This window comes from Burkholderia sp. CCA53 (genome assembly GCF_001685525.1).
Classification (GTDB): Bacteria; Pseudomonadota; Gammaproteobacteria; order Burkholderiales; family Burkholderiaceae; genus Burkholderia; species Burkholderia multivorans.
The window spans coordinates 833,293-857,625 of sequence record NZ_BDDJ01000002.1 but is presented as its reverse complement, the minus strand read 5'-3'; the positions used below and the strand labels follow the sequence as shown (position 1 = coordinate 857,625).

Below are 24,333 nucleotides of genomic sequence, written 5' to 3'. Positions count from 1 at the left end.
GCCGCATCGTGAGCGTTTCGGACAATCCATGAGCGTGATCGGCGCGTCGGATCGCGGTGGCAAGCCCGGCTGGCTGCGGGCGGCGCCCGCGCTGTTCCTGCTGCTGTGGTCGAGCGGCTTCGTGTTCCTGAAGCTCGGCTTGCGCGATGCCGATCCGCTGACGTTTCTCGCGCTGCGCTATGCGTGCGTGGTCGCGCTGCTCGCCGGGCCGTTTCTGTGGCTGCGGCCCGCGATGCCGCGTACGCGCCGAGCATGGCTGAATCTGATCGTCGTCGGCCTGTTGCTGCAGGCCGGCTATTTTTCGTTTACGTATCTGAGCCTGAAGCTCGGCATGTCGGCCGGTGCGGTCGCGCTCGTCACGTCGCAGCAGCCGATCCTCGTCGGCCTGCTCGCGCCGGCGCTCGCCGGCGAGCGCGTCGGCGCGCTGCGCTGGGTCGGACTCGCGCTCGGCGCGGCCGGCGCGGTGCTCGTGATCCTCGCGCGCGGTTCGGTCGCGATCGCATCGCCGTGGGCGCTCGCGTTCGCGCTGCTGGCGCTCGCGTGCATCACGGGCGGCACGTTGTGGGAAAAGCGCTTCGGCACCGACGTCCATCCGGTCGGCGCAAATCTCGTGCAATATGCGGTCGGCCTCGCGGTGAGCGCGCCGCTCGCGTTCGCGCTCGAACCGATGCATGTGCACTGGAGCGCCGGGCTCGCCGGCTCGCTCGCGTATCTCGTGATCTGCAATTCGCTGATCGCGATCTCGCTGCTGCTCGCGATGGTCCGGCATGGCGAAGCGTCGCGCGTGTCGGCGTTGTTCTTCCTGATTCCGCCGGCCACCTCGTTGATCGCGCTCGCGGTGCTCGGCGAGACGATCGGTGCGCTTGCCTGGCCCGGCATGGCGCTGGCGGCCGCCGGACTGTATCTCGTGATGCGTTACTGAGCGCTATGCATGCGGTGCGCGTGCACATAGGCCGGCCCTGCACGGCGGCGGGTCGATATCTCACATATCGAGACGGCTTCCCGATAATTGACGCTGTTTTCGCGCGACTGCTACGGTGTATCGGACAGACAGAAGCGTCGCGCTCACGCGGCGCAACGATGCCGCGCGCCGTGCAACGCGTGCGCGCGGCAAGCGACTCGATCCAGGAGACATGCCGATGACCGCTGCCGCCCCGCCGTTGCACGCCGCGACGATGCGCCGCCTGAACCTGCGGCTGATACCGTTCCTGATGCTGCTCTATCTCGTCGCGTACATCGACCGCTCGAACATCTCGGTCGCCGCGCTGCAGATGAACGCCGATCTCGGCCTGAGCGCGGAAATGTACGGGCTCGGCGCGGGGCTGTTCTATGTCACGTACATTCTGTTCGAGGTGCCGAGCAACCTGTTCCTTGCGCGGGTCGGCGCGCGCCGCTGGATCGCGCGCATCATGATCACGTGGGGCGTGATCGCGGCGGGGATGAGCGCCGTGCATACGCCCGGACAGCTGTATGCGATGCGTCTGCTGCTCGGTGCGGCCGAGGCCGGCTTTACGCCGGGCATCATCTACTACCTGTCCGCGTGGTATCCGGCGAGCGATCGCGCACGCGCGATGTCGTTCTTCTATATCGGCGCGACGCTCGCGTCGGTGATCGGGCTGCCGCTGTCCGGCGCGCTGCTGAACCTGAACGGCGTGTTCGGCGTCGAAGGCTGGCGCTGGCTGTTCCTGCTCGAAGGCCTGCCCGCACTGCTGCTCGGCATCGTCGTGCTGCGCCGCCTGCCCGATACGCCGGCCGATGCGCGCTGGCTGCCGGCCGACGAGCGCGCGTGGCTCGAAGCGACGCTGCGCGATACCGCGCCGCGCGAGCATCTGTCGCATGGCGCTGCGCTGCGTCGCGCGTTCGGCGATCGCAACGTGTGGGCGCTCGCGGCGTTCTGGCTGCTGCAGGCGTTCGGCACGATCGGCCTCACGCTGTTTTTGCCGCTGCTCGTGAAGAGCCTGTCGGGGCAGTCGAGTTTCGCGGTGGGCAGCTTGTCCGCGTTGCCGTTCCTGTTCGCGTGCGTCGCGATGTATGTGAACGGCCGGCATTCGGATCTCGGCGGCGAGCGCGCGCTGCATCTCGGCGTGCCGATGCTGCTCGCGGGCGCGCTGCTCATCGGCGCGATCTATGTGCATGTGCTGCCGGTCGCGTATGCGCTGCTCGTGCTCGCGGTCGGCTTCAACTGGGCCGCGACGCCGGTGTTCTGGGCCGTGACGACCGAGTACGTGTCGGGGCTGACTGCTGCGGCGTCCATTGCGCTGATCAATGCCGTCGCGAATATCGCGGGGCTCGCGTTGCCGCCGGTGATGGGGCGGATCAAGGACGTCACGCATTCGTACGATCTCGCCCTGCTGCTCGTCGCGGTCGCGCTGCTCGTCGGCGGCGTGCTCGGGCTGCGGATCGCGTCGCGTCGGCGCGCGATGCCGATGGCCGCGCGGCGGGCGGGATAGCTCGGCGTGCTTCCGTGCCGCGTGCGGCGGCGCTTGGACGAAGCGCGCGACGCGTGTGCGATAAGGCGCATGCGTCGCGCGCGGTGCGTTCGCCGCGAATCGTGGTCGGCGGTGGGCCGACTATCGCATGCGCGTGATCAGACGCGCGATGCCAGCGTGAGCGAGAACGCCGGCATCGGCGCGAACACCGTCGGTCGCGGGATCATGCCGAATGTCGGCAGCGCGGGCGGCGCGATCGGCGAAAACGCAAACGTCGGGAAGCCGATCGGACGAATCGGCGCGATCGTGATCGACGGAATCGTGATCGGCGGAATGAAGATCGGCGCAAAGGCCGCGATCGTCGGCGGGAACGGTTTGGCGGCGATCGGTGCGGTCGGCCGGGCGGGCCGAGGCGGTTTGTTTTCCGCGACGACGGGTGCGGTCGGTGCGACGGGCTTTTCCGTAACCGGCTTAGGAACGTCGGGCTGAGTCGGCTTGCTTTCTGCGATAACGGGTACTGTCGGCGGGACAGGCTTCCCGGTGATCGGCGTCGGAACGTTCGGCCGAGTCGGTTTGTTTTCCGCGACGACCGGTGCGGTCGGTGCGACGGGCTTTTCCGTGACAGGCGTCGAGACTTCAGGCACAACCGGCTTGTTTTCCACGATGATCGGTGCGGTCGGAGCGACGGGCTTCTCCGTGATCGGCGTCGAAAGTTCAGGCAGAGCCGGCTTGTTTTCCGCGACGACGGGCGCTGTCGGCGCGACAGGCTTCTCCACAACCGCCGTCGCCCCTTCCGATGCACCCACGCCGTTCCCCGCAACACCCGCCGGCGCCGTCGACGCCGGCTTATCCTCCACCGGCGTCACCGTGGGCCGCGGCGCGAACTGAACGAGTTCTCCCGCATTGCTCACGTGTCCCATCTGATTGATCCGTCCGTAGCTGCTGATGCGCGCGCCGCGCTCGTTCGTGAGCGCGCCCATCAGCGACATCGCGGCGTCCGCATGCAGCGTGCCTGCATTGCGCACGCTGCCCATCGACGACAGCGTGCCGCCGCTTTCGATGCGGCCGCCCGCACGGTTGTGCAGCGTCCCCATCGCGCTCAGCGCGCGCCCCGCCCGCACGCTGCCCGCGTTGTCGAGGTTGCCGTTGATCGACAGACGGTCGGCCGTCAGGCTGCCGCCGTCCTGCACCTTCACGATCCCGCCCGACGAAATCGCGATGCCGCCGGTGACCGCATCGACCTTGCCCGCGAGATTCACGCCGACACCGGCCGACGAACCGTGCATCGTGATCGCCGACGCGTGCATGCTGCCGAGCTTCGACACGTCGATCGCGACGTCGGGCATCGCGCCGTCGCCTTGACCCGACAACTGATGACTGCCCGGCCGCTCGACGTTCGCGGTACCGCGCTGCGCGACAGCCGTCACGCGGCGCGCGTGCAGCGCGGCATTGACCTGCAGCGTGCGCGACACGAGATCGAGCTGGTCGACGTCGCGCGCATCGAGCCCCGCGCCGTCGATCGCGATGCGGCCGTGCTCGGTGCGGAACTGTCGGATCGCACCCTGCTCGTCGAATTCGACGGTACCGGCGACGAGCGACACGTGATTCGCGTTGATGAAGCTGCCGCCGTTCACGCCGATTCCGTTCGGATTCGCGACGATCACGCGCGCGGCCTGCCCGGCGACTTCCGTCGCGCCGGCCAGCATCGACGCGTTGCCGCCCGTCACCTGGTTGAGGATCACCGACGCGGGCCTGCCGCCGAGCAGCGTATTGCCGTCGATGCGGCCTGCGAGCTGCGTGTCGACCGCGTGCACGCTGTTGTTCAGCACGAGGCCCGCGGCACCCACGTTGTACTCGGTGAAGCGGTTGTGCGAGAGGCCCGCGCCGTCGGGCGCCGCGATATTGACGATCGGCGTGCCGTTCGCGCCATTCGCGAGCGTCGGACGATGGGCGGCCGACGGATCGACGATGAGCGGCGCGTTCTGCGCATGCGCGGCGAACAGCGGCATCGCGCACGCGAGTGCCGCGACGAGCGCGCGACGCGCGCATGGCTGCGCGGGAGGGAGATGGGGTTGACGAGTGTGTTGCATGATCATCCCGATGATGAGGGTTCAAAACGACGGCACGGCGCAGGCCGCGCCGGAACTGGCCGCGATGCGGCGCGGCCGTGACGGGCGAACGATTTACATGGCGTGATCCTCCATGACGAACGGCGCGTGCGGACGCGCACGCGCATCAGAAACGGGCGGTCAGCGATACGTCGAGCGCGACCGCCGCCGTGTTCAGCAGCGCGGGCTTGTGCAGCGGCGCGCCGAGCGCGACGTCGTAGCCGACGAGCCGATAGCCGCCGCGTACGCCGACCGACGTGCCGACGAGCGTGCGTCCGCCGCGGCCTGCGCCTTCGGCCGCTCCGGCGCCCGACACGCGGCCGGCGTCGAGCGCCGCATAGATTTCGTTCGCGCCGAACGCGCCGGTGGCGAGTTCGTTGCGCCAGATCCAGCCGTTCGCGCCCGCGAGCGTCTGATTGCCGTCGAAGCCGCGCACCGTGTAGCGGCCGCCGATCTGGAGAAACTCGGTGGACGGTGCGGCGCCCGGTGCGTGCTGCACGCGCAACGTGCCGCGATAGCCGAAGCGACGCGCGCCGATACGAAAGCGCGCGTCAGCCGCGAGCGTCGCGGTGAAGAGGCGATAGCGGCCGTCCCACGCGGGCCGATCGTTGACGCGCCCCGGATGCGCGCTGAGCGCGGAGATGCTGCCGCGCATGCCGAAGCCGGCGTCGAGCGCGCTGTCGGCGAGCTTCTCGCGATGCGCGATGCCGAGGTCGTAACCGACGATGTCGCGCCGATACACGTCGAGTTCGGTCGAACCGAGCCGGCTCCGGTCGTCGCGGCGCGACAGCGTGAAGCGCAGCGTCGTCTTGCCGTGGCTCGTCCGGTACGGCACGACGCGCAGCGCGGCCTCGTAGCGCCGCGTGCGCTGTGCGAGCGACAGCGCGGCTTCGCCGCCGGCAGTGGCGGGCAGTGTCTGCCGCGACGTCCATTCGCTGATGCCGACCGACACCGACGCATAGCCGATCGGCACGTTCCACGCGGCGCTTCTGGCTTGCGAGCCGAGCGTCTTGTTGCCGCGCGCGGCATCGGTGTTGTACGTGACGACGAGCTGATCGTAGAGATGGAGCGGCGAATCGACCGCGACGATCGCGCCGAGCTGGTTGCGTCCCGTTGCATCGAGACCGGCGTTGTCGGCGGTCGCGAGTACGCGCACGCGGCGCGCCTCCGCCGGATGACGGACGACGATGTCGGTGTCGCCGAGCGCCGCGCCCGGTATGAGATCGAACGCGGTCGCGGCCTGGCCCGGCAGACGCCGCACGTTTTCGAGCGCCTGGTCGAGATCGCGCACGTTCAGCAACCCGTGCGCATGCCGCGGGAACAGCGGCGCGGGCCAGCCGATGCGGCCGCCCGCGTCGCGAATCGTGCCGACGCGGCCGGGCACGATCTCGACGACGAGCCGGCCGCCGGACAGATCCTGTTCGGGAATGACGGCGACGGAGGTGATATAGCCGCGTGCGATCAGCCGGCGCGTGGCCCAGTCGCGCAGCGCCCGCAAGCCTTGCGGCCCGATGCACGCGCGCTCGACGGCCGCTTCGCGCGGCAGCCAGGGAAACGCTTCGGCGTGCCGCCATTCGATCGTATGGATCGCAAAACAATCGGCTTCGGCCGGCAGCGACAAGCGGTCCGTCGCGTGCGGCGGCCGTGCGGACAGCGCGTCGATGGGCGGCGCGAGCTGCTCGCGCAGATGATCGATCTGTTCGGCCTGGCGATGGGCGGTGTCGGTAGGCGGCGCATAGGAACGCGTGTCCTGCGCGATGGAGATAACGCAGCGCAACAGCAGGGCGACAGTGCATAGCGTTCGCACTGCATAAATCGGGTTGCGCATGTCCGGATCGATTGAGGCGGTGAAATCGACCGGATTCTATATGCGTAAAGGGAGTTTGAACGGCATCTGCTTTTGTCGATTAAATCGAGATAATTTCGTATGTCGATGAATCGGATGGAATTTGTGCGTGATATAGAGATTGGCGGCGGTCCGGAGTGTTGTATTTATGCGAGTATTTTGGCGAGCGTGTCGATACGCGAAACGCGCCGAGTTTTTATGACAAATTCGGAACAACATCGCGAATATGGCAAATACACCTTCGTTCAATGACGAATTATTGAGGCGATCAAATAAGACAAATACGAATTAACACCGCCCACCGAAAATCCGCCCGCCGCGTCCGCGATCCGTTATCCCGATATTCCGCCTGCCTGTTAGCTTGTGACGATTTCGACTTTGGACCCCGCGTGCCGGACGCTACCATCGCCGCTCCGTCCCTCAGGTGATAAAGCATGAGCATGTCCGCGTCACGTTCGGTCCCGTTCCGTCTTCGCGTCGTATGCGCGATCGCTGCCGGTGCGCTGTCGCTCGCGTCGTGCGGCGGCGTCGACGGCAACCCGCCTCCGCAGGCCGACGCGACGCCATCGGCGAAGCGCCCGAACATCCTCTACATCATGGCCGACGATCTCGGCTATTCCGACATCCACGCGTTCGGCGGCGAGATCAACACGCCGAACCTCGACGCGCTCGTCGCGTCGGGCCGCATCCTGTCGAACCACCATACCGGCACCGTGTGTGCGATCACGCGCGCGATGCTGATTTCGGGCACCGATCATCATCTGGTCGGCGAAGGGACGATGGGCGTGCCGACCGACGAGCGGCGCGGGCTGCCGGGCTACGAGGGCTATCTGAACGATCGCGCGCTGTCGTTCGCGCAGCTGCTGAAGGATGCCGGCTATCACACGTATATCGCGGGCAAGTGGCACATCGGCTCGGGCATCGTCGGCAGCGCGACGGGCAGCGGGCAGACGCCCGATCAATGGGGCTTCGAGCGCAGCTACGTGCTGCTTGGCGGTGCGGCGACGAATCACTTCGCGCACGAGCCGGCCGGCTCGTCGAACTACACGGAGGACGGCCGCTACGTGCAGCCGGGCCAGCCCGGGCAGCCGGGCGGCGCGGGCGGCAATCCGACGGTGTTCTATTCGACGAATTTTTATACGCAGAAGCTGATCCAGTACATCGATTCGAATCACAGCGACGGCAAGCCGTTCTTCGCATATGCGGCGTACACGTCGCCGCACTGGCCGCTGCAGGTGCCCGATCCGTGGCTGCACAAGTACGCGGGCGTCTACGACGCCGGCTACGACGCGATCCGCAACGCGCGGATCGCGCGGCAGAAGGCGCTCGGCCTGATTCCGGCCGACTTCAAGCCGTTCGACGGATTGCCCGAGACGACGGTCGCGTCGCCCGCGACGGCGAACGACGGCACCGCCAACGCGAAATACGTCAGCGCCGTGCATTCGGCGGCCGACGGCTACCGCGACTACGGCGCGGGCAAGGTCGACAAGCTGTGGTCGAGCCTGAGCCCGGCCGAACGCAAGGCGCAGGCGCGCTACATGGAGATCTACGCGGGGATGGTCGAGAACCTCGACTACAACATCGGCCTGCTGATCCAGCACCTGAAGGACATCGGCGAATACGAGAACACGTTCATCATGTTCCAGTCCGACAACGGCGCCGAAGGCTGGCCGATCGATTCGGGCGCGGACCCGACCGCGACCGATACCGCGAACGCGCAGGAACCGACGTATTCGGCGCTCGGTACCGACAACGGCAAGCAGAACGCGCAGCGGCTGCAGTACGGGCTGCGCTGGGCCGAGGTGAGCGCGACGCCGTTCCGGCTCACGAAGGGCTATTCGGCCGAAGGCGGCGTTTCGACGCCGACGATCGTTCATCTGCCGGGCCAGACGCAGCAACTGCCGACGCTGCGCGCGTTCACGCACGTGACCGACAACACGGCGACGTTCCTCGCCGTGGCGGGCGTGACGCCGCCGTCGCAGCCGGCCCCGCCGCTGATCAACACGCTGACGGGCGTCGATCAGAACAAGGGCAAGGTCGTATACGGCAACCGCTACGTCTATCCGGTCACCGGCCAGTCGCTGTTGCCGGTCCTGACCGGCGCCGCGAACGGCGAAGTGCACACCGCGCCGTTCGGCGACGAAGCCTACGGCCGCGCGTATCTGCGCAGCGCCGACGGCCGCTGGAAGGCGCTGTGGACCGAGCCGCCGCTCGGGCCGCTCGACGGTCACTGGCAGCTGTACGACCTCACGACGGACCGCGGCGAGACGACCGACGTGTCCGCGCAGAATCCGTCGGTGGTCAGCACGCTGATCGATCAGTGGAAGGCGTACATGAGCAACGTCGGCGGCGTCGAGCCGTTGCGTCCGCGCGGCTATTACTGAGGATTCGGCGATGCGGTTCTGGACGATCGGCGCGGCGCTCGCGGCCGCACTGTTCGGCGCGGCGTTCGCGGCCGGCTATACGCACGGGCCGGCGGCGCCGGACAGCGCGTTCGACGACGCGAATCGCGACCGACCGCTCGCGGCGCTCGGCTCCGAGCAGCAGTGCGCGCGCTATTCGGGGTTGCCGGCGAACTGGCGCGACGATCCGAAGGCGGGGATGGTGCACCTGCGCGGCGGCACCTTCGTGTTCGGCAGCACGCGCGGCTATCAGGACGAACGTCCGGCCGGCGACGGCCGCACGCGCGTCGGCGGTTTCTGGATCGACCAGACCGACGTGACGGTCGCGCAGTTCGCCGCGTTCGTGCAGGCGACGGGCTACGTGACCGAGGCCGAGCAGCAGGGCGGCGCGGCGGTGTTTCACGTGCCGACGCGCGATGAGCTGAACGCGCGTGACCTCGCCTGGTGGTCGTGGGTGAAGGGCGCATCGTGGCGCCATCCGCGCGGCCCCGGCAGCGACGTCGACGGGCGCGGCAACCTGCCCGTCACGCTCGTCACGCAGCGCGATGCGCTCGCGTATGCGCGCTGGCTCGGCCGCGACCTGCCGACCGAAGCCGAATGGGAATACGCGGGCAAGGCCGGCCGCGACGATGCGTCGCTCGACGCGGCGCCGCGCGATGCGCGCGGCAAGCCGGCCGCCAATTACTGGCAGGGCCCGTTCCCCGTGCTCGACACCGCCGAGGACGGGCACGCGGGGCTCGCACCGGTCGGCTGCTACGCGGCGAACGGCTTCCGGCTCTACGACATGATCGGCAACGCCTGGCAGTGGACGAAGGACGTCTACACCGGCCCGCACCAGTCGCATACGAACGGCGACACGGCGGCCGTCGCACCGGCCGCACGCCGTCACGACACGCCGATGGTCATCAAGGGCGGCTCGTTCCTGTGCTCGCGCGACTACTGCGTGCGCTATCGCGCGTCGTCGCGCGAACGGCAGGAAGCCGATCTCGCCGCGTCGCACATCGGATTCCGCACGATCCTGAGGGATCCGGCATGATCCGCGTCGCGCGTTTCGTGACGGCCGTCGCGCTCGCGGCGGCCGGCTTCGCCGGCATGCACGGCGCATGCGCGGCCGACGGGCCGGCGCTGCGCGTCGGCGTCACGCGCGGCGTGCATGCGCAGATCATGGACGAAGTCCGGCGCGTAGCCGCGTCGCGCGGATTGAACGTCGACGTCGTCGTGTTCGACGACGCATCGCGCATCGATGCGGCGCTGGCCGGCGGACGAATCGATGCGGCCAGTTTCGAGGATGCGCAGCAACTCGCGGCAACGCGCGCCGCGCACCGCTATGCGCTGACGCCTGTCGCGCCGACCGTGACGCTGCCGATGGCGCTCTATTCGCGCAAGCTGAGGAATCTCAACGCGCTGCAGCCCGGCGCGACGATCGCGATTCCGGCCGACGCGCGCGGGATGGCGCGTGCGCTCGTGCTGCTGCAGAACGACACGCTGATCACGCTGCGCGAACGGGCCGGGCTTCATGCGACGCTGCGCGACGTGACCGGCAACCGGCTCGGGCTGAAGATCGTCGCGTTGCGCGGCGATCGGCTCTACGCGGCGCTCGATACGGTCGCCTTCGCGGCGATCGACGACGCCGCCGCCGCGCGCGCGGGCCTGCAGCCGGCACGCGACAGCATCGGCATCGAGGATGCGCGTTCGCCGTATGCGGGCGTGTTGACCGTGCGCGATGCCGATCGCATGAAGCCGTGGGTCGCGCAGCTGGTCGCCGCGTATCACTCCGACGACGTTGCGCGCTTCATCCTGACGCGCTACCAGGACTCGGTGCGACGGCCGTGGTAGACACCTACGCGCTGGCCTGCAACGCATGCGGGCGCTGCTGCAACAGCGCGCCGACGCTATCGCTGCGCGAACTGTTCCGGCATCGCGAGCGCTTCGTCGGCGCGCTGACGATCCATCGCGTGCCGAAGCGGCAGATCGGCGAGCGCTGGCGCGCGGGAGAACGCGAGCACGTGCTCGATGCGGACGACGTCGCCGCATGCGATGCGCTCGCCGAGCGGCTGTTTCACCGATTCGGCGGCGCGAGCGGCGACTGGGCGGTGCTGACGCTGCAGGGCTACGACTATCCGTCGCTGGGCCGGTGCCCGGCGCTCGCGGACGACGGACGGTGCAGCGTGCACGCGGACAAACCGTCGATCTGCGGCGCGGTGCCGCTCGATCCGCTGCTGCCCGACCGCCTGCAAGCGCGTGTGCTGGCCGCGCGGCGCGACGACGCGGTGTGGTTCGGCAGCCGCTGCATCGTCGACGAGACGCAAGCGCAACACGCTGCCGCACACGCGGTGCCGTCGATCATGCTCGTGCGCGCGACGGAGGTCGTGGACCGCGCCGCGCTCGATGCGTGCCGCGACGCGCTCGCGTACGAGCGCGCGGTGTGGCGCGATGCGGCGTTCGCGTCGCTGATCGACGGCGGGCAGCCGATGCGCGAAGCATGGTCGCGGCTCGCACCGGGCGCGTATCTGACGCTGCCGATCGCCCCCGTGCTGCTGATCGTCGCGTCGCTTTCCGCGCATTGCCGCGCGCTCTGCCTTAATTTCATCGACGCGCAGCTTGCGTTGATCGACGCACGCATCGAAGCGGCGCTCGCACGCCGGCGTCTCGACGATCGGCCGGCGACGCGCGAGCTGCGCGGTTTCGCGCAGGCACTCGAGCGCGCGCGGCAGGTGCTGCTCGCAACGCCGGCACGATCGACGCATACGCACCGTGACGCAGCGGCAATCGAGGCCTGGCTCGACGGCCGACCGGCAACCGATCTGCAACCTGCCTGACTCGTCGCGCGGCATCGCGTCGCGCGATTCCGCCGTTCGCCGCACGAGCCGGCGCGACCGCGCACCGCCTCAAAGCGCCTCGACGAGCCGTCGGTGACTCTTCTCGCAATACTCGTGACACGCGGCACGCGCGGCGATCGACGCACCGTGCACGAAGCGCGGCGCATCGACGCGCCGCGACATCGACACGACGATCGACGGCGGCGACGGCTGTAGCGGCAGCTCGACGACTTCGCCGCTTTCGATCAGCGCATCGACGAACAGGCTCGGAATCGCGGCGACGCCGAAGCCGTCGCGCACGAGCTGCACGATCACCGAGATCGACGGCGAGCCGGTGATCCGCGTCTCCGACAGCGGCACGCCGTGCGCATGCGCGAGCGTGCGCACGATGTCCTCGAGCGCGCGGTGCGGCGCGGTCCCGCGCCCGTACGTGAGGATCGGCTGCCGCAGCACCTGGCGCGCGAGGCCCGTGCGCGTGGCCGGCAGCAGCCCCGCGCGCGCGATCCAGCGCACGGGATAGTTCGCGAGCGCATCGCAGACCACCGCCGGCTCGTCGCTGCCCTCGACGCGAATGATCAGATCGAGTTCGCCCGCCATCAGCCGGCGTTGCAGCACGACGCTGACGTCGACGGTCAGATCGACTTCGAGTTGCGGATAGTCGGCCGCGAGTCGGCGCAGGTAGTGCGGCAGCCAGCTGTGCACGACGGTCTCGATCACGCCGAGCCGCAGCTTGCCGCGCAGCGCGCTTTCGCCGGCCGCGGCCGCCTGCAGCTCGTGCGTCGCTTCGACGACTGCCTGCGCATACGCAAGCAGATACTCGCCGTGCGGCGTGAGCCGGAATTCGCGGCTGTCGCGATCGACGAGCACGGTCTGCAGCTCGTCCTCGAGCGCCTTGATGCGTTGCGAGATCGCGGCCGGCGTCGCGTGCAGCGCGGCGGCCGTCGTGCGGAAGTTGCGCAGCTTCGCGAGCGTGACGAAGGTTTCGAGAAATCGCGTGTTCATGGGCGGCGGACGGGGCGGGGCGCGCAAAGCTTGCCCGTTACGAAAACTGAACGGGACCGGGGAAAACCCGGTGATACGTTAAGAAATTCTATACACCGGCCGTAAAAAAACTCGTTGGCGGCCAAAATTTTTCTTTTCTATTCTTCGGCGTATCCCATCCACGCGACACCGTCGCTCGCCTGCTTCCCGATCCGCCGATGAACCCGATCACGCCTTCCGAATTCCGTCAGTCCGTGCGCCGCGGCGCATTCCGCGGCCCGACCGCCGGTCACTGCGGGCCGTTCGCGCAAGCGAACCTCGCGATCCTGCCCGACGCGTATGCGCACGATTTCCTGCGCTTCTGCCAGGCGAACCCGAAGGCGTGCCCATTGCTCGGCGTCGGCGAGCCCGGCGCGTTCCGGCTCGACGTGCTCGGCGACGATCTCGACATCCGCACCGACGTGCCGAGCTACAACGTCTATCGCGAAGGACGCCTGACCGAGCGCGTCGACTCGCTCGAAGCGCTGTGGCGCGACGATTTCGTCGTATTTGCGATCGGCTGCTCGTTCTCGTTCGAGGACATGCTCGCACGTGAAGGGATCGCGCTTCGTCATGTCGAGGAAGGCCGCAACGTGCCGATGTATCGCACGTCGATTCCGAACCGCCGTGCGGGTGTGTTCGGCGGCCAGCTCGTCGTATCGATGCGGCCGATGCGCGGCGCCGACGCGATACGCGCGGTGCAGATCACGAGCCGGTTTCCGGGCGTGCACGGCGCGCCGATCCATCTCGGCGATCCGCGCGAACTCGGCATCGCCGATCTCGGCGCGCCCGATTTCGGCGATGCGGTGACGATCCGCGAAGGCGAACTGCCGGTGTTCTGGGCGTGCGGCGTGACGCCGCAAACCGCGCTGATGGAAGCGAAGCTGCCGCTCGCGATCGCGCATACGCCGGGCCACATGCTGATGACGGACATCACGAACGCGTCGCTGGCCGTGTTCTGACGCAACGCGGCGGCCCGCCGGCCGCCGGCTCGATACCGTCGCGGCCGATGCCGCGACCGACCGACGATCCGCCCCTGCCGGAGGGCGGCGCGCATCCGCGCAGCGTGCCGCGCGGTTCGGCGCGGCACGACTTTGACGGCGCTTAACGACAGGAGCCACACCATGGAAAGCAAGACCCTCGCGGCGGGAACCGCCGAGCCCGAGCGCCCCGCGCGCAGCGGCCTGTTCTCGTGGTATGCCGACGCGCAGCCGCGCGAGCGCCGCGCGTTCTGGAGCTGCAAGGTCGGCTACATGCTCGACGGGATGGACACGCAGATGCTGTCGTTCGTGATTCCGACGCTCGTCGCGACCTGGGGCATCTCGCTCGCCGATGCAGGCTTCATCGGCACGATCACGCTGCTCGCCTCGGCGGCCGGCGGCTGGCTCGCCGGGCTGCTGTCCGACCGGATCGGCCGCGTGCGCACGCTGCAGCTCACGGTGCTCTGGTTCGCGGTGTTCACCGCGCTGTGTGGGCTCGCGCAGAACTATCATCAGTTGGTCGCCGCGCGCGCGCTGATGGGCTTCGGCTTCGGCGGCGAATGGACGGCCGGCGCGGTGCTGATCGGCGAAGTGATCCGCGCGCGCGATCGCGGCAAGGCGGTCGGCCTCGTGCAGTCGGGCTGGGCAATCGGCTGGGGACTCTGCGCGCTGCTGTATGCGCTGCTGTTCTCGGTGCTGCCCGCCGAGCTCGCGTGGCGTGCGCTGTTTCTCGTCGGGCTCGCGCCGGCGCTGCTCGTCGTCGTGATTCGCCGCTACGTGAAGGAGCCGGACGTCTACCAGAAGGAGAAGGCCGCGCAGGCACGCGAAGCCGATGCGCCGCGGTTCACCGAGATCTTCGCGCCGAAGCTGATCACGACGACGCTGCGCGCGGCGCTGCTGACGACTGGCGCACAAGGCGGCTACTACGCGATCACGACGTGGCTGCCGACGTTTCTGAAGACCGAGCGCCATCTGACCGTGATGGGCACGGGCGGCTATCTCGCGATGATCATCCTCGGCTCGTGGGTCGGCTATCTGACGAGCGCGTACCTGACCGACCGCCTCGGCCGCAAGCCGAACTTCATCCTGTTCGCGCTCGGCTCGATGGCGATCGCGTTCGCGTACACGTCGCTGCATCTGACCGATACGTCGATGCTGTTCCTCGGTTTCCCGCTCGGCTTCTTCGCATCGGGCATCTTCTCCGGCATGGGCGCATTTCTCACCGAGCTGTTCCCGACGCGCGTGCGCGGCTCGGGGCAGGGCTTCTGCTACAACGTCGGCCGCGCGATCGGCGCCTTGTTTCCGTTCCTGATCGGCGCGCTCGCGAAACACTACGGGCTCGGCGCGAGCATCGGCATCTTCGCGGTCGCCGCGTACGGCGTGATGATCGTCGCCGCGCTGACGCTGCCCGAGACGCGCGGCCGCGAACTCGACGCCGCGTAAGCGGCACACCGCCCGCCCGTTCGTTCTTTCCCGTTTTCACCGCTTCGTCACACGGCGCGCGATGCGCGCCGTGCGGCGGCGCTCGTCCTCCGATTCAACGACGCATCGAGTTCATCGCCATGACTGACCGACAGACTTTCCCCGTTTCCTCCGACGCCGCGCGCTGGCAATTCTGGATCGACCGCGGCGGCACGTTCACCGACATCGTCGCGCGCCGGCCCGACGGCACGCTCGTCACGCACAAGCTGCTGTCGGAGAACCCCGAGCAGTATCGCGACGCGGCCGTGGCCGGCATCCGCCATCTGCTCGGCCTCGCCGACGGCGAACCGATTACGCCCGAACGCGTCGACATGGTGAAGATGGGCACGACCGTCGCGACCAACGCGCTGCTCGAGCGCAAGGGCGAACGCACGGCGCTCGCGACGACGCGCGGCTTTCGCGACGTGCTGCGCATCGCGTACCAGAACCGGCCGCGGCTGTTCGATCTCGACATCGTGCTGCCCGATGCGCTGTACGAGACCGTCGTCGAGATCGACGAACGCGTCGGCGCGCACGGCGAGGTCGTGTCGCCGCTCGATCTCGCCGGCGCCGAGGCGGCGCTGCGCCGCGTGTTCGACGACGGCGTGCGCGCGCTCGCGATCGTGCTGATCCACGGCTATCGCTACACCGCGCACGAACGCGCGCTCGCGCAACTCGCGCGGCGCATCGGCTTCACGCAGGTGTCGGCGTCGCACGAGGTGTCGCCGCTGATGAAGATGGTGTCGCGCGGCGACACGACGGTCGTCGACGCGTATCTGTCGCCGATCCTGCGCCGCTACGTCGAACAGGTCGCGCACGAGATGCCGGGCGTGAACCTGCAGTTCATGCAGAGCAGCGGCGGTCTCACGCGCGCCGATGCGTTCCAGGGCAAGGACGCGATCCTGTCGGGCCCGGCGGGCGGCATCGTCGGCATGGTGCGCGCGGCGCGCGCGGCCGGCTTCGAGCGCGTGATCGGCTTCGACATGGGCGGCACGTCGACCGACGTGTCGCACTACAACGGCGAGTTCGAGCGCGTGTTCGAGACGCAGGTGGCCGGCGTGCGGATGCGCGCGCCGATGATGAGCATCCATACGGTCGCGGCGGGCGGCGGCTCGGTGCTGAGCTTCGACGGCGCGCGGCTGCGGGTCGGTCCCGAATCGGCCGGCGCGAATCCGGGGCCGGCCGCGTACCGGCGCGGCGGCCCGCTGACCGTGACCGACTGCAACGTGATGCTCGGCAAGATCCAGCCCGACTATTTCCCGCGCGTGTTCGGCCCGCATGCCAACGAGCCGCTCGATCGCGACGGCGTGGTCGCGAAGTTCCGCGCGCTCGCCGACGAGATCCATGCGGCGACCGGCCGGCGCGAGACGCCCGAGGCGCTCGCGGAAGGCTTCCTCGAGATCGCGATCGGCAGCATGGCGAACGCGATCAAGAAGATTTCGGTGCAGCGCGGCCACGACGTGTCGCGCTATGTGCTGACGACGTTCGGTGGCGCGGGCGGCCAGCATGCGTGCGGCGTTGCCGACGCGCTCGGCATGACGCAGGTGTTCGCGCATCCGCTTGCCGGCGTGCTGTCGGCCTACGGAATGGGGCTCGCGGATCAGACCGCGATGCGCGAGCGCGCGATCGAGGCCGTGCTGTCGGACGACTCGCTGCCGGCGCTGAACGCGGCGCTCGACCGGCTGACCGACGAGGCGGTCGGCGCGCTGCTCGAACAGGGCGTGCCGCCCGAGCGCATCGCGATCGAACGGCGCGTGCATCTGCGCTATCAGGGCACCGATTCCGCGCTCGACGTACCGGCCGGCAGCGTCGACGCGATGCAGCGCGCGTTCGAAGTCGCCTATCGGCAGCGCTATGCGTTCCTGATGCCGGGCACGCCGCTCGTCGTCGAACTCGCGTCGGTCGAGGCGATCGGCCGCTCCGACGCACCGGTCGAGATCGCACCGCTCGCGCCGCGCGGCGACGGCGACGGCGACGCGCCGCGCGCCGATACCGTCGCGCGCTTCTATTCCGGCGGCGCGTGGCACGACGCCGCGCTGTACGTGCGCGATACGCTGCTCGCCGGCGACGCGATCGACGGCCCCGCGATCATCGCCGAGCGCAACGGCACGACCGTCGTCGAGCCCGGCTGGCGCGCGCAGATGACGGCGCAGGGCAATCTCGTGCTGACGCGCACGACGCCGCTGCCGACGCGTCGATCGCTCGGCACCGACGCGGACCCGGTGCGGCTCGAGATCTTCAACAACCTGTTCATGTCGATAGCGGAACAGATGGGCCTGCGGCTGCAGAACACCGCGTACTCGGTCAACATCAAGGAGCGGCTCGACTTCTCGTGCGCGATCTTCGACCGCGACGGCAATCTGATCGCGAACGCGCCGCACATGCCCGTGCATCTCGGCTCGATGGGCGAAAGCATCCGCACGGTGATCGAGCGCAACCGCGGCCGCATGCGCGACGGCGACGTGTTCATGCTGAACGATCCGTATCACGGCGGCACGCACCTGCCGGACGTGACCGTCATCACGCCGGTATTCGCGGACGGCGCCGACGAACCGCTGTTCTACGTCGGCTCGCGCGGCCACCATGCGGACATCGGCGGCACGACGCCGGGTTCGATGCCGCCCGATTCGACGCATATCGAAGAGGAAGGCGTGCTGATCGACAACTGGCTGCTCGTGTCGGCCGGCACGCTGCGCGATGCCGAAACGCGCGCGCTGCTGGCGTCCGGGCGCTATCCGGCGCGCAACGTCGACCAGAACATGGCCGACTTGCGTGCGCAGATCGCGGCGAACCAGAAGGGCGTCGACGAACTGCGCCGGATGGTCGCGCAGTTCGGCCGCGAGGTCGTGCTCGCGTTCATGCAGCACGTGCAGGACAACGCCGAGGAAGCCGTGCGGCGCGTGATCGGCGCGCTGCAGGACGGCGCATACCGCTATGCGCTCGACAACGGCGCCGAGATTCGCGTCGCGATTCGCGTGAACCGTGCGGCGCGCTGCGCGCAGATCGATTTCACCGGCACGTCGGCGCAGCTCGACAACAACTTCAACGCGCCGAAGGCGGTGTGCATGGCGGCGGTGCTGTACGTGTTCCGCACGCTCGTCGGCGACGACATTCCGCTGAACGCCGGCTGCCTGAAGCCGCTGACCGTGATCGTGCCCGCGCATTCGATGCTGAATCCCGACTATCCGGCCGCGGTCGTGTCGGGCAACGTCGAGACGTCGTCGGCGATCACGAACGCGCTCTATGGCGCGCTCGGCTGCGTCGCGTCGAGCCAGGGGACGATGAACAACTTCACGTTCGGCAACGCGCAATACCAGTACTACGAGACGATCGCGGGCGGCAGCGGCGCGGGCCCCGGCTTCGCGGGCGTCGGCGCCGTGCAGACGCACATGACGAACTCGCGGCTGACCGACCCCGAAGTGCTCGAATGGCGCTATCCGGTGCGCGTCGATTCGCACCGGATCCGCGCCGGCTCGGGCGGACGCGGGCGCTGGCACGGCGGCGATGGTGCGGTGCGGCGAATCCGCTTCCTCGAGCCGATGACCGCGTCGATCCTATCGAACAACCGGATCCACGCGCCGTTCGGCGCGGCCGGCGGCGAGCCGGGTGCGCTCGGCCGCAATACGATCGAGCGCGCGGACGGCACGATCGAGACGCTCGACCACATCGCCCGCGCGCAGATGGCGCCCGGCGACGTGTTCGTCGTCGAGACGCCGGGCGGCGGCGGCTACGGCGCGGCCGGCTGAGGCCGGCGAAGGCGGGCGGCGCCATGAACGCGCGCGTCCGCCCGATAAAAAAGAAAAAATCCAAAGCGTTATTGCGCGCCGATTGAAAAAGCCGCTTAATGAAAAGCGGTTATTCGACGGAATTCGCAATGAAATCGCGCGTTACGCGACAAATCGAGCCGATTCGATGCGTGCGCACCGGTTTCATGAGTATTCCGTCCCCAAAACACCCAAACCTGCCGCAAACGCCCGCCGGACGGGGCGATGCACCGTTTTAGTCCACGCCGATTCTTGCCGTCGCAACCACTTCGCGACGCGTTGCACGATCAAAAAAGTGCATTCCCCAATCGAGTGCCGGTTCCTTGACACCCCATTTGAAATGTGAGTGCCAATCGTCATCGTCATTTGATAAGATGGGTCCGTCATTCGTGCGGCGTGGCCGCCCGCATGATCGCGAATGCCGGGTCGCATCAGCAGGAACAAGTACCGGACGAGGATCGCTGTCACGACATCACGGCCGCCGGGCCCGCACGCGTCGCGCGTGCGCGCCCGGCGGGCGGCGTGCTCGTCTCCGTCTACACTGTGCGTTTTTTTTGGGTCGGGGCGTGTCATGGATGACGAAAACGATAGCGCAGTGCTCGAGGCGCATGTCGGAACGCGCAGCCCGTGCTGGCGGCTCGGCAGCGACAGCAATGCACTCGAACTCGCCGCCGTGCGCGGGATGACCAACGTCAGCATCGCGCTCACCGGCGAGCAGGCCGCGCGTATTCGCGCGCTGACCGGCGTCACGTCGCACCTCGTGCTCGACATCGTGCTGTTCGGCGAGCGCGTGCCGCTTCACCTCGTCGGCAGGAAGGTCGACACCACCGATTGGGCCGGCACTGCGTCGGCGTACACCGATACCGCGTCCGTGGCCGGCGATCTCGCACACGGGCTCGCGTTCGCCGAGCAGGTCGTGTCCGAAGTGAATTCGCTCGTCGTGATCCTCGATCGCAACGGCATGGTGCAGCGCTTCAACCGGCTCTGCGAGGAAGTGACGGGCAAGCGCGAGGTCGACGTGATCGGCCGCAGCGTGTTCGAGCTGTTCATGAGCCCCGAGCAGGGCGCGCAGTCGCGCAGCAACATCACGGGCTTTTTTGCGAGCAACCGTGCGTTCTCGGTCGAGCGCTACATCAACACCGTGAACGGGCCGCGGCTGTTCCAGTTCCGCAACAAGTTCGTGCAGAGCGGCAGCGGCGCGGACGAGCAGTATCTGATCTGCTCCGGCATCGACATCACCGAGGAGCGCAACGCGCAACAGCGGCTCACCGAGCTCGCGAACACCGACGTGCTGACGGGGCTGCCGAACCGCCATGCGATCAGCGAGCGCATCCGCACGGTGATCGCCCAGCAGACCGGCGACACGCCGGGCCAGGTCGGCATCCTGTTCCTCGATCTCGACAACTTCAAGCGCGTCAACGATCACTACGGCCATATCACCGGCGACCGGCTGCTGCAGGACGTATCGGCGATCATCAACGGCTGTCTGCCGTCCGGCGCGACGCTCGCGCGGCTCGGCGGCGACGAGTTCCTCGTGCTGTTCGAGCAGGGCACGCGCGCGCTGCTCGAGGCGACCGCGCAGATCATTCTCGAACGGCTGCGCACGCCGATCCATCTCGGGTTGATGGAGGTCTACACGAGCTGTTCGATCGGCATCGCGATGCATCCGCAGCACGGCGACTCGCTCGAAACGCTGATCCGCAATGCCGATACGGCGATGTATGTCGCGAAGGAAGCGGGCAAGCATACGTATCGCGTGTTCTCGCTCGAGATGAACCAGCGCGTCGCGAAGTACATGTGGCTCGACACGAACCTGCGCAAGGCGCTCGAGGAAGAGCAGTTCGTGCTGCACTACCAGCCGGTCGTCGATATCGCCACCGGCGACGTGCATGCGGTCGAAGCGCTGATCCGCTGGCAGTCGCCCGATCGCGGGCTCGTCGCGCCGGTCGAGTTCATTCGTTTCGCGGAGGAGTCGGGGCTGATCGCGCCGCTCGGGCGCTGGGTGATGCGCACGGCCGCGGCGCAGGCCGCCGCGTGGAAGGCGAAGGGGCTCGGCGTGCGGATCGCGGTGAACGTGTCGGCGCGTCAGCTGCAGGACATGAACATCGTTCATCAGTTCGCATCCATCGTCGATGCGGCGGGCCTGAAGCCGGGTCTGCTCGACATCGAGCTGACCGAGAGCTGCTTCATCGACGACGAGCATGGCGCGCACGGGCTGATGAAGCAGTTTCGCCAGCTCGGCGCGAAGATTCATCTCGACGATTTCGGTACCGGCTATTCGTCGCTGTCGCAACTGTCGCGGCTGCCGCTCGATGCGATCAAGCTCGACCGCAGCTTCATCACCGGCATCGATCGCAATCCGCGTTCGCAGGCGCTCGTGCGCTCGGTCGTGTCGCTCGCGAATGCGCTGAACTTCTCCGTGATCGCGGAAGGCGTCGAGACGCACGCGGAAGCCGAGTTCCTGAAGCAGATCGATGTCGGCCACGCGCAGGGCTACTACTTCGCGCGGCCGATGCCCGCCCACGCGTTCGAGGCGTGGCTCGCGGAGACGAGAAAGCTCAGGCTGATCGCCTGAGCGTTCCGAACCGGCTGTCGCCGAATGGCGACAGCCGTTCCATCACACCGTGCGCAGCTTCGACACGCGGCGGTTCTGCAGCATCACGAGGCGTTCCATGTAGGCGAGATCCTTCGGCTCGATCGTGAACGCCGAATGCACCCAGTCCTCGGTGATGTCCATCAGCTCGGAACGCGTGAGCTGGAACACGCGCTCGCGCGCGCGCAGCATCGCGCGGATCCCGTTCAGCTTCGGCTTCATCACGTCGATGAACGTGCGCGTCGCGAGATACGCGTCGCCGGGCTCGAACGTGTGATCGATCAGCCCGCGATCCTCGTACCACTCGGCCGCGTGCGCTTCGCCGGTCGCGATCAGCGCTTCGGCGAGACTGCGGTCCGCCTTGCGCGCGACGAGCGAATAGCCGCCCATCCCCGGAAAGAGGTTGAACGCGATTTCCGGGAAGCCGAGCTTCACGCCCTTCTGCGCGAGCACGTAGTGATGGGCGAGTGCGGCCTCGAAACCGCCGCCGAGCGCGCTGCCTTCGACCATCGCGATCGAGATCGCGCCCGTGCCGAAGCCGGTGTAGATCTCGTACACGCCGTCGATGCACGAGCGCGCGTACGCCATCAGCAGATCGCGCCGGCCGCTGCGGATCGCGTCGACGAAGAAGCTCAGATCGCCGCCGACGTTGAACAGCTCGGGCACGAGCGAGCCGGTAACCCAGAAGTCGAATCGCAGGCCCGAGTCGCGGGCGACGCGTGCGAGATGGATGATGTCGGTGACGAGTTGCTGGTTGAAGCACGGCCGCGGTTCGGATCGGAGCATCATCCACATGATGTTTCTGCCTTCCTCATAAAAAGCGGTGAGCTGCGTGAGTTCGCCGGCTTCATAGAACGGGCGGCAGGCGGGATGTGATTGGAGCTGCATGGCAATCCTCGTTGAATGTGGTTTTTGAAAGACCACGCGTGCGGCGCCGTGCGTGGCGGAGCGGCCGCGCCGGGCGCCGCACGCGAGGCATCGCCATTGTTGCGCGCGCACAAAAGTCGAAATGCGGGGAATAACGCACGAATCGGACGTCGAACGCGATTCGCGGGGCTCGGTTGTAAGGAATGACGGCGAAGCGCGTCGCGGGTAGGTGCCGGGCGGCGAAAACGAGCGTCCGCTTACGCGGCGAAAGCGGTGTCGGGCCGGCAGACGGCGACGACGCGGTGCGGTTCGTGCGGTGCGTCGCTGCGGTGCGGCACGTGTGTGCGCGAGGTGACATAGGGATACGTCAGCCGTCGTATCCGCTGTTCCTTCTTTTATGAGAAAACGTTTCAACGGGCGTCTGCGGGCTTGAATACATCACGTCGTGACATAAAATCGAAGCAGGCTTCGCGTCATCGGGCACAGATGCCGCGGACGGAACCCGACCGCGTGTGGCGCGCGTTCTCGCCGGATGACCGCCCGGTTGACGAGAACCGGGCGGCGATCACGCGCGTGCGACAGGGCGAGTGGAGCCGCGCGCAAACGTATGCGCGCGCGCCGGGCCGGCTTGCGGCGGCGTAAGGGGAAACGACGATGCTGGTGACTTTTCGATCATCCGCGGCGCCCGACATCGTGATGCTGCGCGATCTGGCGCAGTATCTGCTGGGGCTCATCGGCAAGGGGCTCGACGTGCGCGGCGTGATCTCGACGGACGAATTGCCGGGCGCGATTGCGCGGCTCGAGCAGGCGATCGGTGACGATGCGGCGCAGGCGCGCGCACACGCGCATTCGACGCCGGCGCTGCACGCGGAGGCATCGCCGCACGCCGGCGGGCTCGCGCAGCGCGCCTGGCCGCTGCTCGACATGATGCGCGCGGCGCGCGATCAGGGGCGACATGTGATGTGGGGCGTGTAGACGCGCGGCGCGCGTCTTCCGCCGCAGGGCCGGACCTCCGCTGCAAGGCCGACGGTCGCGCGTCGAACGACGCGGCGGCCGTCGGCCGATTTTTTGCATGCGCGTTACGGGTGGCGATGCCGCGATGTGCGTCGCGACGATCGGTGCAGCAGCCTGTCGCGCGTGCGGTCGCGGCTGCGCCGTTCGGCAAAGAACAGCACCGCGAACACGAGGATTGAGAGCAGGATGACGATCCTGACGATACCGTGGTCCATATCGCCTCCGGCAGTGAGTGGGCCGATGCGCGTGGCGGCGAACCTCAGCCTGCCGGCATGAAGGTGCCGACGAGCTTCGTGTCGATGAAGCGTTTGGCCAGCGCAATGGAGATCCTGAGCGCGTCCGTGTCGTCGCGGAACACGTGATGCTTCGGATCGAGCAGGTGGGCTTCGTGGCGCCCTTGCGCATCGCGCCAGCACACGACCGCGAGCGGTCGATACAGCGCGCCGAGTTCGAGGCCTTCTCCGGCCGCCGCGTCGACGAGCGCGCACGCGCGGATCTCACATTGACGATAGCGCAGGCAGAGCGGGGATTCCATCGTGTTCTCCTCGGACGGCGCACGTTCCGGCCCCGCGCTCACCCGCACGCGCGGAGAGGCATTTGATCGGACGAATCCGTGGCGTGGCGCGTGTGCCGGCCGCGATCACGTCAGCATCGGCATCGCTTCGATCAGCGCGATGCCGATCAACGCGCCGATCGCTGCGCCGACCAGCTTCGGATGACACCGTTCGAGATGCAGGGCCGTCAGCAATGCGCCGACCAGGATCACGCCCAGCAGCGCAAATGCGACGACGAGGTAACCGATTTCGAAATCGTTGTTGATCACCATGATGCCTCCTTCTCCATGTCGGGCGCGTCGCCTCCGACGAGGCGGCGCAGGCGTACCCGCGCGACTGCGCACGCTTGACGGGATGCCTGAATTATATGTCACAACGTGATATATATGGCGCGCTGCGCGCGGTGCGAAGGGGCAACGGCGCCATCGTGCGGGCGGCCGCGCATCGGCGTGCCGCATGCCGTTGCGCCCGGCTTG

Annotated in this window: 18 protein-coding genes; 11 read left to right on the top strand and 7 right to left on the bottom strand. The window is 68.1% G+C overall.

Translation table 11 applies throughout. The features are described 5' to 3' along the window. The first annotated feature begins 28 nt into the window (after positions 1 to 28). Both BCR55_RS20280 and BCR55_RS20275 read left to right on the top strand, forming a co-directional pair. On the top strand, positions 29 to 922 hold the full coding sequence (locus BCR55_RS20280) for a DMT family transporter (RefSeq protein ID WP_053297970.1): 894 nt from the start codon (positions 29 to 31) through the stop codon (positions 920 to 922). A gap of 217 nt (positions 923 to 1,139) precedes the next feature. Continuing rightward, positions 1,140 to 2,450: an MFS transporter gene (locus BCR55_RS20275; protein WP_006404412.1), complete on the top strand. Its 1,311-nt coding sequence runs from the start codon at positions 1,140 to 1,142 to the stop codon at positions 2,448 to 2,450. 137 nt (positions 2,451 to 2,587) lie between these two features. Here the strand turns inward: BCR55_RS20275 and BCR55_RS20270 are convergent, their stop codons facing one another. Together BCR55_RS20270 and BCR55_RS20265 are read right to left on the bottom strand one after the other, a co-directional pair. Continuing rightward, positions 2,588 to 4,519 carry a filamentous hemagglutinin N-terminal domain-containing protein gene (locus BCR55_RS20270; RefSeq protein ID WP_065496689.1) on the bottom strand — a complete coding sequence of 644 codons (1,932 nt, stop codon included), beginning with the start codon at positions 4,517 to 4,519 and terminating at the stop codon, positions 2,588 to 2,590. Between the two features lie 145 nt (positions 4,520 to 4,664). Then, positions 4,665 to 6,365: a ShlB/FhaC/HecB family hemolysin secretion/activation protein gene (locus BCR55_RS20265; RefSeq protein ID WP_065495665.1), complete on the bottom strand. Its 1,701-nt coding sequence runs from the start codon at positions 6,363 to 6,365 to the stop codon at positions 4,665 to 4,667. Positions 6,366 to 6,817: 452 nt separating this feature from the next. Between BCR55_RS20265 and BCR55_RS20260 the strand changes: the two genes are divergently transcribed. Genes BCR55_RS20260 through BCR55_RS20245 form a run of 4 tightly spaced genes read left to right on the top strand, consistent with a single transcriptional unit; the run spans position 6,818 to position 11,604 of the window. Beyond that, positions 6,818 to 8,767, top strand: coding sequence for an arylsulfatase (locus BCR55_RS20260; protein WP_053297967.1), 1,950 nt, complete (start codon positions 6,818 to 6,820; stop codon positions 8,765 to 8,767). Positions 8,768 to 8,777: 10 nt separating this feature from the next. Beyond that, positions 8,778 to 9,821: a formylglycine-generating enzyme family protein gene (locus tag BCR55_RS20255; protein ID WP_053297966.1), complete on the top strand. Its 1,044-nt coding sequence runs from the start codon at positions 8,778 to 8,780 to the stop codon at positions 9,819 to 9,821. Continuing rightward, on the top strand, positions 9,818 to 10,621 hold the full coding sequence (locus tag BCR55_RS20250) for a MetQ/NlpA family lipoprotein (RefSeq protein ID WP_053297965.1): 804 nt from the start codon (positions 9,818 to 9,820) through the stop codon (positions 10,619 to 10,621). The genes BCR55_RS20255 and BCR55_RS20250 overlap by 4 nt, the downstream gene beginning before the upstream one ends. After that, on the top strand, positions 10,615 to 11,604 hold the full coding sequence (locus tag BCR55_RS20245) for a YkgJ family cysteine cluster protein (RefSeq protein WP_065495663.1): 990 nt from the start codon (positions 10,615 to 10,617) through the stop codon (positions 11,602 to 11,604). Before BCR55_RS20250 ends, BCR55_RS20245 begins: the two co-directional genes overlap by 7 nt. Positions 11,605 to 11,673: 69 nt before the next feature. Here BCR55_RS20245 and BCR55_RS20240 read toward each other — a convergent pair whose 3' ends face one another. Next, entirely contained in the window at positions 11,674 to 12,606 is a 933-nt protein-coding gene (locus BCR55_RS20240; RefSeq protein WP_065495662.1) for a LysR family transcriptional regulator, read from the bottom strand. A gap of 206 nt (positions 12,607 to 12,812) precedes the next feature. On the opposite strand from BCR55_RS20240, the gene BCR55_RS20235 reads away from it, so the two are divergent. From BCR55_RS20235 to pdeR, 4 genes are all read left to right on the top strand, one after another. After that, positions 12,813 to 13,586 (top strand): putative hydro-lyase, encoded by a 774-nt coding sequence (locus tag BCR55_RS20235; protein WP_065496687.1) that lies wholly within the window; start codon positions 12,813 to 12,815, stop codon positions 13,584 to 13,586. 162 nt (positions 13,587 to 13,748) lie between these two features. Then, positions 13,749 to 15,047, top strand: a complete 1,299-nt coding sequence (locus BCR55_RS20230) for an MFS transporter (RefSeq protein WP_006404401.1) — start codon at positions 13,749 to 13,751, stop codon at positions 15,045 to 15,047. A 119-nt stretch (positions 15,048 to 15,166) separates the two neighbouring features. Beyond that, positions 15,167 to 18,811, top strand: coding sequence for a hydantoinase B/oxoprolinase family protein (locus BCR55_RS20225; RefSeq protein ID WP_053297963.1), 3,645 nt, complete (start codon positions 15,167 to 15,169; stop codon positions 18,809 to 18,811). A 589-nt stretch (positions 18,812 to 19,400) separates the two neighbouring features. Then, entirely contained in the window at positions 19,401 to 21,404 is a 2,004-nt protein-coding gene (pdeR, locus tag BCR55_RS20220; RefSeq protein ID WP_053297962.1) for a cyclic di-GMP phosphodiesterase, read from the top strand. Positions 21,405 to 21,446: 42 nt separating this feature from the next. Here pdeR and BCR55_RS20215 read toward each other — a convergent pair whose 3' ends face one another. Next, the gene (locus BCR55_RS20215; protein ID WP_006397815.1) at positions 21,447 to 22,310 is read right to left on the bottom strand and encodes a crotonase/enoyl-CoA hydratase family protein; all 864 of its coding nucleotides are present in this window, start codon (positions 22,308 to 22,310) and stop codon (positions 21,447 to 21,449) included. A gap of 633 nt (positions 22,311 to 22,943) precedes the next feature. On the opposite strand from BCR55_RS20215, the gene BCR55_RS20210 reads away from it, so the two are divergent. Beyond that, positions 22,944 to 23,264 (top strand): DUF1840 domain-containing protein, encoded by a 321-nt coding sequence (locus tag BCR55_RS20210; RefSeq protein ID WP_035947577.1) that lies wholly within the window; start codon positions 22,944 to 22,946, stop codon positions 23,262 to 23,264. Positions 23,265 to 23,368: 104 nt separating this feature from the next. Here the strand turns inward: BCR55_RS20210 and BCR55_RS33120 are convergent, their stop codons facing one another. From BCR55_RS33120 to BCR55_RS20200, 3 genes are all read right to left on the bottom strand, one after another. Next, a complete protein-coding gene (locus BCR55_RS33120) occupies positions 23,369 to 23,518 on the bottom strand; it encodes a hypothetical protein (RefSeq protein WP_175403835.1) in 150 nt (49 codons plus the stop codon). A 44-nt stretch (positions 23,519 to 23,562) separates the two neighbouring features. Next, positions 23,563 to 23,838: a hypothetical protein gene (locus BCR55_RS20205; RefSeq protein ID WP_006404394.1), complete on the bottom strand. Its 276-nt coding sequence runs from the start codon at positions 23,836 to 23,838 to the stop codon at positions 23,563 to 23,565. Between the two features lie 105 nt (positions 23,839 to 23,943). Next, positions 23,944 to 24,129: a hypothetical protein gene (locus BCR55_RS20200; protein ID WP_006397821.1), complete on the bottom strand. Its 186-nt coding sequence runs from the start codon at positions 24,127 to 24,129 to the stop codon at positions 23,944 to 23,946. Positions 24,130 to 24,333 lie beyond the last annotated feature (204 nt).

Excerpts from the sequence above, each read along its gene's own strand:
- BCR55_RS20250 (WP_053297965.1), top strand. The coding sequence starts at position 9,818 with ATGATCCGCGTCGCGCGTTTCGTGACGGCCGTCGCGCTCGCGGCGGCC.
- BCR55_RS20265 (WP_065495665.1), bottom strand. The coding sequence starts at position 6,365 with ATGCGCAACCCGATTTATGCAGTGCGAACGCTATGCACTGTCGCCCTG.
- BCR55_RS20225 (WP_053297963.1), top strand. The coding sequence starts at position 15,167 with ATGACTGACCGACAGACTTTCCCCGTTTCCTCCGACGCCGCGCGCTGG.
- BCR55_RS20230 (WP_006404401.1), top strand. The coding sequence starts at position 13,749 with ATGGAAAGCAAGACCCTCGCGGCGGGAACCGCCGAGCCCGAGCGCCCC.
- BCR55_RS33120 (WP_175403835.1), bottom strand. The coding sequence starts at position 23,518 with ATGGACCACGGTATCGTCAGGATCGTCATCCTGCTCTCAATCCTCGTG.
- BCR55_RS20200 (WP_006397821.1), bottom strand. The coding sequence starts at position 24,129 with ATGGTGATCAACAACGATTTCGAAATCGGTTACCTCGTCGTCGCATTT.
- BCR55_RS20280 (WP_053297970.1), top strand. The coding sequence starts at position 29 with ATGAGCGTGATCGGCGCGTCGGATCGCGGTGGCAAGCCCGGCTGGCTG.
- BCR55_RS20255 (WP_053297966.1), top strand. The coding sequence starts at position 8,778 with ATGCGGTTCTGGACGATCGGCGCGGCGCTCGCGGCCGCACTGTTCGGC.
- BCR55_RS20210 (WP_035947577.1), top strand. The coding sequence starts at position 22,944 with ATGCTGGTGACTTTTCGATCATCCGCGGCGCCCGACATCGTGATGCTG.
- BCR55_RS20270 (WP_065496689.1), bottom strand. The coding sequence starts at position 4,519 with ATGCAACACACTCGTCAACCCCATCTCCCTCCCGCGCAGCCATGCGCG.
- pdeR (WP_053297962.1), top strand. The coding sequence starts at position 19,401 with ATGGATGACGAAAACGATAGCGCAGTGCTCGAGGCGCATGTCGGAACG.
- BCR55_RS20260 (WP_053297967.1), top strand. The coding sequence starts at position 6,818 with ATGAGCATGTCCGCGTCACGTTCGGTCCCGTTCCGTCTTCGCGTCGTA.
- BCR55_RS20240 (WP_065495662.1), bottom strand. The coding sequence starts at position 12,606 with ATGAACACGCGATTTCTCGAAACCTTCGTCACGCTCGCGAAGCTGCGC.
- BCR55_RS20205 (WP_006404394.1), bottom strand. The coding sequence starts at position 23,838 with ATGGAATCCCCGCTCTGCCTGCGCTATCGTCAATGTGAGATCCGCGCG.
- BCR55_RS20275 (WP_006404412.1), top strand. The coding sequence starts at position 1,140 with ATGACCGCTGCCGCCCCGCCGTTGCACGCCGCGACGATGCGCCGCCTG.
- BCR55_RS20215 (WP_006397815.1), bottom strand. The coding sequence starts at position 22,310 with ATGCAGCTCCAATCACATCCCGCCTGCCGCCCGTTCTATGAAGCCGGC.